The organism is Hymenobacter metallilatus, from assembly GCF_003944705.1.
Classification (GTDB): Bacteria; Bacteroidota; Bacteroidia; order Cytophagales; family Hymenobacteraceae; genus Hymenobacter; species Hymenobacter metallilatus.
On record NZ_RWIS01000006.1, the window covers coordinates 164,308 to 178,904 of the forward strand.

Annotated in this window: 8 protein-coding genes; all 8 read left to right on the plus strand. The window is 60.2% G+C overall.

What is annotated here, in order from left to right; translation table 11 throughout:
• Nucleotides 1–133 precede the first annotated feature (133 nt).
• The 8 genes from EI290_RS10875 to bglX all read left to right on the plus strand — a co-directional run bounded on the left by EI290_RS10875 (nt 134) and on the right by bglX (nt 14,442).
• Nucleotides 134–721 (plus strand): RNA polymerase sigma-70 factor, encoded by a 588-nt coding sequence (locus EI290_RS10875; RefSeq protein ID WP_185816948.1) that lies wholly within the window; start codon nt 134–136, stop codon nt 719–721.
• A gap of 185 nt (nt 722–906) precedes the next feature.
• Nucleotides 907–1,932, plus strand: coding sequence for a FecR family protein (locus EI290_RS10880; protein ID WP_125429702.1), 1,026 nt, complete (start codon nt 907–909; stop codon nt 1,930–1,932).
• 214 nt (nt 1,933–2,146) lie between these two features.
• Entirely contained in the window at nt 2,147–5,464 is a 3,318-nt protein-coding gene (locus tag EI290_RS10885) for a SusC/RagA family TonB-linked outer membrane protein (RefSeq protein ID WP_246008923.1), read from the plus strand.
• Between the two features lie 18 nt (nt 5,465–5,482).
• Nucleotides 5,483–6,961 (plus strand): RagB/SusD family nutrient uptake outer membrane protein, encoded by a 1,479-nt coding sequence (locus tag EI290_RS10890; protein WP_125429705.1) that lies wholly within the window; start codon nt 5,483–5,485, stop codon nt 6,959–6,961.
• Between the two features lie 69 nt (nt 6,962–7,030).
• Nucleotides 7,031–8,656, plus strand: a complete 1,626-nt coding sequence (locus tag EI290_RS10895; RefSeq protein ID WP_125429708.1) for a glucoamylase family protein — start codon at nt 7,031–7,033, stop codon at nt 8,654–8,656.
• A gap of 12 nt (nt 8,657–8,668) precedes the next feature.
• Nucleotides 8,669–10,033, plus strand: coding sequence for a glucoamylase family protein (locus EI290_RS10900; RefSeq protein WP_125429711.1), 1,365 nt, complete (start codon nt 8,669–8,671; stop codon nt 10,031–10,033).
• Between the two features lie 124 nt (nt 10,034–10,157).
• Complete coding sequence (locus EI290_RS10905; protein WP_125429714.1) at nt 10,158–11,918, plus strand: family 43 glycosylhydrolase; 1,761 nt, start codon at nt 10,158–10,160, stop codon at nt 11,916–11,918.
• A 202-nt stretch (nt 11,919–12,120) separates the two neighbouring features.
• Nucleotides 12,121–14,442 (plus strand): beta-glucosidase BglX, encoded by a 2,322-nt coding sequence (gene bglX, locus EI290_RS10910; protein WP_125429717.1) that lies wholly within the window; start codon nt 12,121–12,123, stop codon nt 14,440–14,442.
• Nucleotides 14,443–14,597: the final 155 nt, after the last annotated feature.

The following is a 14,597-nucleotide window of genomic DNA, read 5'->3' on the forward strand; positions in this document are numbered from 1 at the left end:
GGTAAGCGGCGAAAGATACAGCCGGCCAGGGAGGAAAGAGGCCGAAACGGGTTGGGTTTTGTAGGTTCCTGATAAGATTCCTACGTTAGCAGTTTAGCTTGCTCCCATGCCGCCCTCCGTTCCTCCGTCCGCCATGCGCCACCAGCTGTACGCTGCCCGCACCGATGCAGACTTGGTACGGGGGCTGCGGGAAAACGACAACCTGGCCTTTGCCGAACTCTACGAGCGGTACTGGCCGCGGCTGCTGGATGCGGCCTACCGCCGCCTGCACTCCCGCGAAGCTGCCGAGGAAGTTGTGCAGGATGTGTTTGTATCGTTGTGGCACAAACGCCACGAAGTACTCATCCAGCAAGTACCTAACTACCTGCTCACCGCCGTAAAATACCGGGTAATTGATGCCCTGAAGCTGCGCATGAGCCGGGAACAATACGTGGAGCGCACTCTGCCCCAGCGTACTGCCGAAGACCACAGCACCGAGGAAGCCGTAGCGGCCGACGACTTGTCGGGGGCATTGCTGCACAGCCTGCTGCAACTGCCCGAGCATACGCGGGAAGTGTTCCGGCTGAGCCGGCTGGAGCATCAGTCGGTACCCGAAATTGCGGAGAAGCTGCACATATCCCCGAAGACAGTGGAATACCACCTGACCCGCGCCCTAAAGGCGCTCCGCGTGAGTCTGCGCGACTTTCTGCTGCTAACGGTGCTGCTGCAGTGGTGGGAGTGAGCAGGCTAGGGTGCGGGCTGGCCTCGGGCGCAGGCCCAAGCAACAGAACTCAGGCAGAGTGCCTGTGGGCCGACCTCCGCCTGAGGCCGGCTTTTTTGTGAAATTTTTTTCGGGGTGGGCTAGGGTGGTACGGCAGTTAACCGACTATCCAAGTAGCCCGCCTCTTTACCTCACGCTGAACAGCTATGAATCCAACCGATATGCACGCTTTACTACAGCGGTACCAGCGGGGAGAATGCACACCCGAGGAAGCCAGGGTAGTAGACCAGTGGTATGACCTGCTGAGCCATGAGCGTGCTCCCCTAGAGCTCACGCCGGCTGAGCAGGAGCAGGTGCGGGCCTCCATGTGGCAGCAGATTTCGGCCCGCACCCTCCTGGCCGAAGACCTGAGTCCGCCAGAAGTAGGCCGCCCCTGGTACGCGGGCACCTGGCGCTGGGCTGCTGCGGCAGTGCTGGCCCTGGGCGTGGGGGCAGGGGTGCAGGGTTACCTCGGGCGGCCGGTTGCTGCTCCGGTGGCTACTGCGCCCCGGCAAGCCAGCGGCTGGCAGCACTACGCTAATACCACCACGCTGCCCAGCACAGTACGCCTTGCTGATGGCACCACCGTGCGGGTAGCGCCGGGTGGGCAGCTGAAGTACCCCAGCCGGTTTGCCGCGCAGCATCGTACGGTGTATCTGCAGGGCGAGGCATTTTTTGAAGTCGCCCACGACAAAGCCCATCCATTTCGGGTGTATACCCGCCAGGTGGTAACTACGGTGCTGGGAACCAGCTTTCTGGTGCAAGCGCCCAAAAACCAGGGCCCCGTAGTAGTAAAAGTGCGCACCGGCCGTGTGCGGGTGCAGCCCCGGCCCGATGCTGCCGTGGCAGTGGCTCCGGCGCCCATTGTGGTGCTACCCAACCAGCAGGCCGTGTACTCGCCCCAGCGCCATGCCCTGGCCCGCCAGCTGGTAGCCGAGCCCGTGCAGGTGCTGGCCCAGTCGTTTGCATTCGACGACCGGCCCGTGGCGGAGGTACTGATGGCCCTGGAGAAAGCCTATGGCGTTACCATTGAGTTTGATGCCCAGGCGCTGGCCAATTGCTCCGTTACGCTCAACCTCCGCGAGGAGTCCCTGTACGCCAAGCTGGATGTGCTCTGCAAAACGCTGGGTGCGAGCTACCAGAAAACCGATACCCATATTCTTTTTCGCAGCTCCGGCTGCGCCGCCCGTTAACTCCGCGCCGTTCTTCCTTCCACCTGTTGTTCATCTAGCTCTCAGTTGCCTGCCTATGATGCATTAGCCCCTGCCGTATCTGCTGTACTGCTGCCGTGCAACAATTCCCATCTGGCCTTCTAGCGAGGGTTGGTTTGCTGCCCTGTAGCTCGCTTCCGGATTTCCGGCGCCGTAGCCATGTGGCTGGGCGCGTTTCATCAATTCCCACCTTTCTATGAACCATCCCCTACACGCTTTTTCGCCCTTTTCCTGGAAAGGGACGGCCCTGCTGCACCCTCTGTGCATTACCCTGCTCAGCAGTAGCCTGGCCACCGCCGCCTCACTGCCCATGGCCGCCCAGGAGTATCTGGAAAAGCCTATTACGCTGCAGGCCCAGAACGAGACTGTACACACAGTACTCACCAAAATTGAAAGCCAGGCCAACATCCGGTTCCAGTACAGCCGCCAGCTGATTGGGGCCAGCCGCCGCGTTACCATTCAAACAACCGGCTTGCCCCTGGCTGAGGTACTGCATGTGCTGCTCGACCCCCTGCGCATTGCCTACGAGCCCATCAACAGCGGCATTATTCTGAAGCCTGCTGCCCCCGCTGCCGATATTACCGTAACGGGCCGGGTAGTAGATGAGAAAGGCTCCCCACTGCCCGGCGTGAACGTGGTAGTAAAGGGTACCAGCATGGGTACCCAGACCGATGGTGACGGCCGCTATTCCCTGCAGGCCCCGGAGGGCGCTACCCTGGTGTTCTCCTTTGTGGGTTACACTGCCCAGGAAGTTGCCATTAGTGGCCGCACCACCATTGATGTTTCTTTTGCCGCCAACGAAGCCCTGCTGAATGAGGTAGTAGTGGTAGGCTACGGTACGCAGCAGAAGCGCGACGTAACCGGCTCCATTGCATCCGTAAAAGGTACGGAGCTGGTCAATCAGGCCTCCCAGAATGCCGTTAGCTCCCTGCAGGGCAAAGTGGCCGGCGTACAGATTACCAATACCGGCCAGCCCGGTGCCACGCCCCAGGTGCGGGTGCGGGGCACGGGCTCGGTGCTGGGCAGCGCCAACCCGTTGTACGTAGTGGATGGCACCTTTGTGGATGATATCAGCTTCCTGAACCAGGATGATATTGCCTCTATTGAAATTCTGAAAGATGCCTCCAGCGCCGCCATTTACGGGGTGCGCGCGGCCAATGGGGTAGTACTGGTAACCACCAAGCGGGGCAAAGCCGGCACACCGCACGTAAGCTACAATGGCTTCGGTGGGGTGCAGCGCATCACCAACAAGGTGCAGATGGCCAACGCCTCGGAGTACGCCACGCTCATTAACGAGCGGACCGGTGCCCAGACGCTGGCCGGTAACCTGCCTACCACCGACTGGTTCGACCAGATTTCGCGCACGGCTTCTATCCACAACCACCAGCTCAGCATGTCGGGCGGTTCGGATAAGGTAACGTACAGCGTGAGCGGGAGCTACCTTAAGCAGCAGGGCATTGTGCAGAAAAACGACTACGAGCGTATCACGGCCCGTCTGCAGACTGACTACAGCCCCACCGACCACATCAAAGTGGGCTACAGCGCCATCTTCCAGAATTACCGCTCTACTGATATTCCGGCCGATGTACTCTTTTACCAGGCCTTCGTGGCCCCGCCGGTTTTACCGGTATTCAAAGCCAACGGCAACTACGGCGACTCCAAGGACTACCCGTTGGGCAATTTCGCCAACCCCCAGGCCACGCTGGACCGCTACAACCAGAAATCCAACGGGCAGCAGCTGGTTAGCAACATATACGCTTCCATCAATTTTCTGAAGGCGTTTACGCTGCGCTCCAGCCTGGGCGTGAACTACGGCGTGGCCCAGTACCGGAACTACCAGGCCAAGGACTCGCTCACCAGCACGCAGTTTGCCACCCGCAGTGCCCTCACGGCTTCCAACTCCAAGAACAGCCGCTGGCTCTGGGAAAACACCCTGACCTACGACCATGCCTTCGGCGACGGTAACCACCGCCTAACGGCCCTGGTGGGCGTTTCGGCCCAGCGCGACCAGTTTAACCAATTCATTGGCACCATCAACGACGTGCCGTACTACAACGAGTCGTCGTTGTACCTGGGGCTGGGCACGGCCAGCACAGCCCGCATCCAGACGCCCGCCGACAAGTACACGTTTGCCTCCTACTTCGGCCGCGTGAATTATGCCTTCAAGGACCGGTACCTGCTCACGGCCACCCTGCGCCGCGACGGTTCCTCCAAGTTCTCGGAGGATAACCGCTACGGCCTGTTTCCTTCGGTAGGAGCCGGCTGGGTACTCACAGAAGAAGGCTTCCTGAAAGACCAGAGCGCCGTGGATCTGGTGAAGCTGCGCGGCAGCTGGGGCCGCCTGGGTAACAACAACATCCCCTCCAATATTGCCATTCAAACGGTGGCCGTAGGAGCCGGAGCCCAGTACTACACGGCTATTTTCGGGGGGATTCCCTACACCGGTGGCAACATTAATGCCCTGGCGCAACGCACTCTGGACTGGGAGATTACCGAGGAAACAGACTTGGGGGTGGACCTGGGCTTCCTGAAAAACCGGCTGACTTCCACCATCGATGTATACAACCGCCGCACCTCCGATGCTATTTTCAGCATTCCGGTGCCGGCCACGGCGGGCCTGCGTGACAGCCGCACCACAGGTAACTATGCTACCCTGCGCAACCGGGGCGTAGAATTCACGATGAACTGGGCCGACCAGGGTTCCGACAAGTTCGGCTACAACGCGGGCTTCAACGTGAACTACAACCAGAACCGGGTGCTGAGCCTTACGGCCATCGGGGCCGACCTGCCGGCCGGCAACCTGCCGGTAGGGGGTGTGCAAACCTCTATTGTGCGCGAAGGGCTGCCCCTGGGTGCGTTCTACGGCTATGAGGTGGAAGGTATCTTCCAGACGGCCGACGAGGTGCGCAACTCCCCGCAGGCAACCAGCGGGGCCGTGCCCGGCTCATTCCGCTACCGGGACCTGAACGGCGACGGGAAGATTGATGCCAGTGACAAAAAGGTCATCGGCAACCCTAACCCTAAGTTCAACTACGGCGTGAACCTGGGTATGCACTATGGGGCCTTTGATGCGCAGCTGGATTTGCAGGGCGTGGCCGGCGTGGATATTTATAACGGTACCAAGGGCGTACGCTACGGCAACGAGAACTTCACCAAGGACTTTTTCGATAACCGCTGGCGCGGAGCCGGCACGTCCAACGAGTACCCCGGCGCTGCCCTCAGCGGCAACGATTTGAACGCCAACACCTGGTACGTGGAGAAGGGCGACTACATCCGCATCCGGAACGTGCAGGTGGGCTATACCCTGGCCAAGGCCTTTGCCAATACGCTGCACGTGCAGGGCGTGCGTTTCTACGCCAACGCCCAGAACCCGGTAACGTGGTTCAAGTACACCGGCTTCACCCCGGAAGTAGGCCTGCTGCGTAACTCCACCGGCAACCTCAGCCCCGGCATCGACCTGAACGTGTACCCACTCTCGGCCACTTACAACGTGGGCGTTAACGTGACCTTCTAACCGCCAACCCCTCCCACCATGTACCGCAATTTCTCTTATATAAAGCGTAGCGCGCTGAGTGCGTTGTGCATTGCCACCCTGGCTGGCGGCATCACCGCCTGTAAGGATTCGTTTTTGGATGTTGAGCCCCAGGGCCAGCAGCGCGACACGCAGTTCTTCACCAACCAGGAGCAGGCCATTCAGGGCGTCAATTCCATTTACGGCAACCTGCGCGCCTGGCCGCTGGTGGCATTTGCCCACCTGGCCATTACCACCCTTAGCTCCGACGATGCCGATAAAGGCAGCGTAACCGGGGATGCCTCCTTCCTGAATGCCTACGACAACTTCACGTTTTCGCCCACTGAGGGCATTCTGAACGACTATTGGGGCGGGCAGTATCAGGGCATTAACCTCTGCAACCAGGTACTGGCCAACGTGCCCAACATCAACATGGATGCGGCCCTGAAAAACCGGCTGCTGGCTGAGGCGAAGTTTCTGCGCGCGTACCACTACTTCAACCTGGTGCGGGCCTACGGCGGCGTGCCGCTGGTGCTGAAACCCATTACCAATACCAGCTCGCCGGAGGAAATCAACCCGGGCCGCAACAGCAAGGAGGAAGTGTACACGCAGATTGTAGCCGACCTGACGGACGCCGGCGCAGCCCTGCCAACTACCTACCCGGCCGCCGACAGGGGGCGGGCCACCAAGGGGGCGGCCCTGGGTATGCTGGCTAAAGTGAAGCTGTACCAGAAGCAGTGGGCCGATGCCGTGGCGCTAAGCGACCAGGTAATCGGGTTGGGCTACTCCCTGGCCCCGGATTATGACCAGATGTTCCGGATAGCCGGCGAAAACGGGCCGGAGTCCATCTTCGAGATACAGGCTCAGACGGTACCCGGCAACTGTGACGCCTCCAATAGCCAGTGGGCTGAGGTGCAGGGAGCCCGCCCGCAGTACGGCTGGGGTTTCTTTATTCCAACGCCGGAACTGGTAGCCGCCTTTGAACCCGGGGATAAGCGCCGGGAAGCCACTATTTTGTACCGGGGCGAAACCACGCCCCAGGGCGACCGAATTGATGCGGCAGCGGCTAACCCGTACTATAATCAGAAAGCCTACGTGCCCTCCGCCGCCGACCGGAGCTGCGGCTACGGCAAAGACCAGAACGTGCGTATCCTGCGTCTGGCCGAAATCCTGCTCATCAACGCCGAAGCTGCTAATGAGCTGGGCCAGACTACCAAAGCCCTGGCCGCGGTAAACCAGGTTCGTGCCCGCGCTGGCCTGGCTGCCCTTACCACCACCGACCAGGCTACCCTGCGGACCCGCATTTGGCAGGAGCGGCGCGTGGAGCTGGCCCTGGAAAGCGGGGACCGGTTTTTCGACCTGGTGCGCCAGGGCCGCGCTGGTCAGGTACTACGGGCCCAGGGCAAGCAGTTTGTTGATGGTAAAAACGAAGTGTTTGCCATTCCGCAGCAGCAAATCAACATTACCGGTGGCAAGCTAACGCAGAACCCCGGCTACTAAGCAGCGAAAAGCCCCGGAACCGATTTTGCCGGCTCCGGGGCTTTTTTTATTCGTGCCATTTGCACTGCTATGAACTGGATAACCACCAGCCGCTGGATACTGGGGCTAGCCTTGCTGGCGGCGTGCCACCCGCCCGCCGACGACCCACCCGTGCCCACTCCCGACCCTACACCTACGCCTACCGTCAGCAGTGTAGCTGCCGACCGGGCCCTGCTGAACCAAGTCCAGGAAGCTACGTTTCGCTACTTCCGCGACTACGCCCACCCCGTGTCGGGGATGGCGCGGGAGCGGACCGGCTCCGGCGAAACCGTAACCAGCGGCGGCACCGGCTTCGGGGTGCAGGCCCTGGTGGTGGGCAGCAGCCGGGGCTGGCTGACGCGGGCGGAAGCCGTGGCGCAAGTCACAAAAATCTGCACGTTTCTGGCCTCCGCCGACCGGTTCCACGGGGCCTGGAGCCACTGGCTCAACGGCAGCAGCGGCGCGGCTATTCCATTCAGCCCCAAAGATGACGGCGGCGACCTGGTCGAAACGTCCTATCTCCTCAACGGCCTGCTGCTTGCGCGCACCTATTTCAACGGCTCCGACCCCGCCGAAACGGCCCTGCGCCAGCAGATTACCCGGCTTTGGGAAGGCGTGGAGTGGGACTGGTACGCCTCCCGCGGCGACGGGCAGCTGTACTGGCACTGGAGCCCGCGCTACGGCTGGGCGATGAATCTGCCTATCCGGGGCTGGAATGAAGCCCTGATAACCTACGTGCTGGCCCTGGCCTCGCCCACGCACCCTATTGCGCCGGCTGTGTACCGGAGCACCTGGGCTGCGGGCCTGAACACTGCGCCGGCCACCTACGAAGGCTATCCGCTAAACCTGGGCCCCGCGTACGGCGGGCCGTTGTTCTTCGCGCATTATTCTTTTCTCTCCCTCGACCCCCGGCAGATGCAGGACCAGTACGCCAACTACTGGCTGCAGAACGTGCGGCACACGCTCATCAACCGGGCCTGGTGCCTGTACTCGGCCCCGAAAAGCCACGGCTACTATGCCAGCTCCTGGGGCCTCACCGCCTCCGACGACCCGATGGGCTACCGCGCCCACCAGCCCACCGACGACAACGGCACCGTGGCTCCCACGGCCGCCCTGTCGTCCATGCCCTATACCCCGTACTATTCTATGCTGGTGCTGCGCAACCTATACGGCACCAGCCTGGGCCCGGTAACGGGGCAGTATGGGCCCTATGATGCCTACAACCGCAGCCAGAGCTGGATTGCTACCAGCTTTCTGGCCATCGACCAGGGCCCGATTGTGGTGATGCTGGAGAACTACCGCACTGGCCTGCTCTGGCAGCTGGGCCGCTCTACGCCGGAGCTGCAAACCGGCCTGCGCCAGGCCGGCATCCAGGCGCCCACCTACGAAACCGGCTTTGCCCTGAGCGTGCCTGAAGTCCGGACTAATCTGGTGGACCTGCTGCGCCACCCCGACCTGGACGCCTACCAGCTGGACGTAACGCTGTCCACGGCTGGCGCGGCCACGCTCACACTATTGAAAGCCGATGGCACCGTGGCCGAAACCATCTGGCAGAACGAGGCCAAAGCAGCGGGCGTGCATGCCGTGCGGTTCGGGGTGGCCGCCGTGGCCGGCACCTACACGCTGCGTCTGCAAGCCGGCCCGCTCACCAAAGAACTATCCGTTGCCCTGCGCTAACCTTTTCCACCCATGAAGCACCGTTTTCTCCTTGTTCTGCTGGCCCTGCTGCCTGTGTTGGCCGATGCCCAGCAGAAGTCGGCCCCCAAAAAAGCCCCGGCCGCCAGCCCGAAATTCGACCCGAAGCAGCGCCCCCGCAACCTCTCCGACGAGCAGCTGCTGGATTTGGTGCAGCGCCAGACGTTCCGCTACTTCTGGGACTTCGGGCACCCCGTGTCGGGCATGGCGCGGGAGCGGAGCAACCGTTCCTTCGACTACGGCGACGAAGTGGTAACCACCGGCGGCACCGGCTTCGGGCTAATGGCCATCCTTGTGGCGGCGGAGCGTAAGTGGATAACGCGGGAGCAGGCCGCCGAGCGGACCCTCAAAATCGTGAACTTCCTGTGGAAGGCCGACATGTACCACGGCGTGTTTCCGCACTGGATGGACGGGGCCACCGGCAAAACCATCCGCTTCAGCCTCAAGGACGACGGCGGCGACCTGGTGGAAACAGCTTTCCTGTACGAAGGTCTGATTTGCGCCCGCCAGTACTTCACCGGCAATACGCCCGCCGAAAGCCAGCTGCGCAACAAAATTCTGTGGATGTGGGAAAACGTGGAGTGGAGCTGGCACACCCAGGGCGGCCAGAACGTGCTGTACTGGCACTGGAGCCCCAACAACGGCTGGAGCATGAACCATCAGATTCACGGCTGGAACGAATGCCTGATTACCTACGTGCTGGCCGCGGCCTCGCCTAAATACGCCATTGACAAGAAGGTGTACGACCAGGGCTGGGCTACCGGCAGCTACTTCCGGAACGGCAAGCAGTTCTACAACACCACGCTGCCGCTGGGCTTTGATTTGGGCGGGCCGCTGTTTTTTTCGCACTACTCTTTCCTGGGCCTCGACCCGCGCGGCCTCAAAGACCAGTATGCCGACTACTGGCAGCAAAACCAGGCCCACACCCGCATCAACTACGCCTACTGCGTAGACAACCCCAAGAAATTCAAAGGCTACGGCCCCGACTGCTGGGGCCTCACCGCCTCCGACAGCTACCAGGGCTACGCCGCCCACTCGCCCACCGAGGACCTGAGCGTGATTTCGCCCACCGCCGCGCTGTCGGCCATGCCCTACGCGCCCAAGGAGTCGATGGCGGCGCTGAAGCACTTCTACAACGACCTGGGCGACAATATCTGGAGCGAGTACGGCTTCGTGGATGGCTTCAGCGAGCAACAGAACTGGTACGCCAAGTCTCACCTGGCCATCGACCAGGGTCCCATTGTGGCCATGATTGAGAACCACCGGACCGGCCTGCTCTGGAAGCTGTTCATGAGCAGCCCCGACGTGCAGCGCGGCCTCACCAAACTCGGTTTCGAGAGCCCACAGCTGAAAAAGTAAGCCAGCCCGTCACGCAGAGGCGCAGCCGAAGCATCCCGCGTGCTGAGGTTGCTTTGCTGAATTGATTACTGCTGCCCGCGAGATTCCTCCCACGTCGGAATGACGTTCTTTTCCACCCGTTCCCATGCGTTCCATTCTGCTTCTTTGTCTTGCCGCGCTACTGAGTTTTGCCGCGCAGGCCCAGCCCACGGCCAGCCCCGGCGGGCAGCGTACCTACTGCAACCCGCTGAATCTGGATTACGGCTATACGCCCATTCCCAACTTCGCCGAGGCCGGGAAGCACCGCGCCACCGCCGACCCGGTTATCACCCTGTTCAAGGGCGACTACTACCTGTTCAGCACCAACCAATGGGGCTACTGGTGGAGCCACGATTTGTACAGCTGGAAGTTTGTGCCGCGCCATTTCCTCAAGCCTGAGCACAAGGTGTATGATGACCTGTGCGCCCCGGCCGTGTTTGTGCTGGGCGATACGCTGCTGGCCTACGGCTCTACCCAGGAGAAAAACTTTCCCATCTGGATGAGCACTAACCCCAAGTCCGGGGAGTGGAAGGAAGCCGTGGACCCGTTCCAGATTGGAGCCTGGGACCCGGACTTTTTCCTGGACGATGACGGCAAACTGTACCTGTACTGGGGCAGCTCCAACGTGTACCCGCTCTATGGGCAGCAAATCAGCCGCAAAACGTTTCAGCCCATTGGGCAGCGGAAAGAGCTCTTCAAACTGAACGATGCCAAGTACGGGTGGCAGCGCTTCGGCGAATACTTAGATAACACGTTCCTGGACCCCTTTATGGAAGGTGCCTGGATGACTAAGTGTCAGGGAAAGTATTACTTACAGTATGGTGCGCCCGGCACCGAGTTCAGCGGCTACGCCGATGGCGTGCAGATAAGTGACAAGCCGCTGGGACCATTTGTGCCCCAGGTACACAACCCGTTTGCCTACAAGCCCGGTGGTTTTGCCCGCGGGGCCGGCCACGGCAACACCTTTCAGGATACCTACGGCAACTGGTGGCATTTGTCGACAATGGTCATATCGGTAAAAAACAATTTCGAGCGCCGACTGGGGTTGTGGCCGGCCGGCTTCGATAAGGACGGCGTGCTGTACTCAAATACCGATTTCGGGGACTACCCGCACTACCTGCCCACCAGCCCCGAGGACCACCTGAAAAGCCGGTTTACCGGCTGGATGCTGCTCAACTACCAGAAGCCCGTTCAGGCCTCGTCCACGCTCGGGGGTAACCTGCCCAACTACGCCGTGGATGAGAGTATAAAAACCTACTGGAGTGCTAAAACGGCCAATAAAGGCGAGTATTTACAAACCGATTTAGGCAGCCTGAGCACCGTGCGCGCCATCCAGATCAACTACGCCGATCAGGACGCCGAGTTCCTGGGCAAGCAGCAGGGCACGTATCACCAGTACCGGCTCTGGGAGTCGAAAGATGGTAAAAAGTGGAAGCTGCTGGTGGATAAAAGCCAAAACCGAACCGACGTGCCTCACGACTATATTGAGCTGAAAAAACCTGTGCAGACGCGCTACCTCAAACTGGAAAATATCCATATGCCTACGGGTAAGTTTGCCCTCAGCGGACTACGAATTTTTGGGCAGGGCACTGGTTCGGCACCCAACCAAGTAAAAGGTTTTGTAGTATTGCGCACCGAGAAGGACAAACGCAGCGCCTGGCTGAAATGGGCTCCTTCCGACGATGCCTACGCCTACAACATCCACGTTGGCGTAGCGCCCGACAAGCTCTACAGCTGCATACTGGTGCACGGAGCCGCCGAATACTACTTCAAAGGCATGGACAAAGACCTGCCATACTACTTTACCATCGAGGCCCTCAACGAAAACGGTATTTCCGCACGCACTCCCGTGCTGGAAGTGAAGTAGCGTTGTGCAGTTTTCCTTGGTGTTAACGGAGTAAAAGAACGTCATGCAAAGGCGGAGCCGAAGCATTTCGCTCTAATGGCAACACAGTGGTTGGGTAACGTCAGCACGCGGGAGGCTTCGGCTCCGCCTCTGCATGATGGCCGGTTCCTTGTCCTGTCCGCGCTGGCTCTGACTTCTGACTTCCCATAATTTCTTTTCCCACATGAAACGAGTTTTTCGAACCGCCCTGCTCATGTCACTGGGGCTGCTTACCCCCCAGCTGCAGGCCCAGAAAGCTACCATGCCAACGGCCGCCACTGCCCAGGCCGATGACCCGAAGATGACCAAGTTCATCAGTGAGCTGATGCAAAAGATGACGCTGGAAGAAAAAATCGGCCAGCTGAATCTGATTACGGTGGGCTTTGATGTAACCGGGCCGGTAGTCAGCAAGGATGTGGATGCCAACATCCGCAAGGGCAACGTAGGAGCCGTGCTGAACACCTTTACCCCGGTGGCAGCCCGCAAGCTCCAGGAAATGGCCGTGAAGGAGTCGCGCCTGCATATTCCGCTCATCTTCGGCTACGACGTAATCCACGGTCACCGTACCATTTTCCCAATTGCCCTGGGCCTGGCCAGCAGCTGGGACCTGGCTGCCATGGAGCGCAGCGCCCGCATTGCCGCCGAGGAAGCCTCCGCCGATGGCATTAACTGGGTATACTCGCCCATGGTGGATATTGCCCGCGACCCGCGCTGGGGCCGCATCAGTGAGGGCTCGGGTGAGGACCCGTATCTGGGTTCTCAGATAGCCCGTGCCATGGTACACGGTTACCAGGGCGACGACCTGAGCAAGAATAACACTGTAATGGCCTGCGTAAAGCATTTTGCCTTGTACGGTGCTGCCGAGGCCGGCCGTGACTATAATACCACCGACATGAGTCTGGTGCGCATGTACAACGAGTACCTGCCTCCGTACAAAGCTGCCCTCGATGCCGGGGCGGGCTCGTTTATGTCCTCGTTCAATGATATTAACGGGGTGCCGGCAACCGGCAATAAGTGGTTGATGACCGATTTGCTGCGTAATCAGTGGGGTTTTAAGGGCTTTGTAGCTACTGACTATACGGCCATTAATGAAATGACCAACCACGGCATGGGCGACGACGCCCAGACCTCGGCCCTGGCCCTGAATGCCGGCATCGACCAGGATATGGTGGGTGAAATTTTCCTGCGCAACCTGGCCCGGAACCTCAAGGATGGCACCGTAAAGCAGGAGCAGATTGACCAGGCCTGCCGCCGCATTCTGGAAGCCAAGTGGAAGCTGGGGCTATTTAAAGACCCCTACCTCTACACCAACGAGAAGCGCGCCAAAGCCACCATGATGAAGAAAGAATTCATCACCGATGCCCGCGACATTGCCCGTAAGAGTATGGTGCTGCTCAAAAACGGCAACAACACCCTGCCCCTCAAAAAGCAGGGGACTATTGCCCTTGTTGGTCCGTTGGCCACCCGCCAGCGTGATATGATTGGGAGCTGGAGTGGCGCCGGCGACTGGAAACAGGCGGTGTCGCTGGAGCAAGGCATCCGGAACGCGGTTGGCAGCTCAGTAAAGGTGGTAACAGCCCAGGGAGCCAACTTCACCGATGACCAGCAGATGATTGACCGCCTGAATGCTCATGGCGGCGAACTGAACGTGGACAAGCGTAGTTCGGAGGAGATGATTCGGGAAGCGGTGCAGGTAGCCCAGGGTGCCGATGTAATTGTGGCAGCCGTAGGCGAAAGCCAGGGCATGACGGGGGAGGCTGCCAGCCGCGCCGACATTGGGCTGCCAGGCCAACAGCTGGAACTACTCAAGGCCCTCAAGAAAACCGGTAAGCCGCTGGTGCTGGTGCTTATGAACGGCCGCCCGCTTACGCTGCCCTGGGAGGATAAAAACGCTGACGCCATTCTGGAAACCTGGTTTGCGGGCACTCAGGCCGGTAATGCCATTGCCGATGTGCTGTTTGGCAGCTACAACCCCTCGGGTAAGCTCACCGCCACTTTCCCCCAATCGGTAGGCCAGATTCCGCTGTACTACAACCATAAAATGACGGGACGGCCGTACCAGGGCGTAGCGCTGGATAAGTATAAGTCGCGCTACATGGACATAACCAACGATCCGCTGTATCCGTTTGGGTACGGGCTGAGCTACACCAGCTTCGAATATTCCAAGCCCGAGCTAAGCACGGCCACGCTACCCATGACCGGAGTCCTCGACGTGAAAGTAACGGTAAAAAATACGGGCAACTACGACGGCGAGGAAGTAGCCCAACTCTACATCCGCGACCTGGTAGGCTCTATTTCCCGGCCCGTGCAGGAGCTGAAAGGCTTCCAGAAAATTATGCTGAAGAAGGGTGAAAGTCGCATGCTTACCTTCCGCCTCACGCCCGAAGACCTGAAATTCTACAATGCTGATCTGCAGTTTGTGGCCGAGCCCGGCGACTTCCAGGTACTGGTGGGCGGCAACTCCCGCGACGTGCAAATGGCGGCCTTCACACTAACTGCCCAATAAGCACGGACTAAACCCGCGCCTCGTGTGGGACGGGGCAGCGGGGGCTTCCGGAAACCAGAATGCTAGTTAGGGGAGCGGACTGACTTTTCGGAAGCCGACCAACAAAAAGGGCGAAGCCACAGCGGCTTCGCCCTTTTTGTTGGTGACGTTTCCGG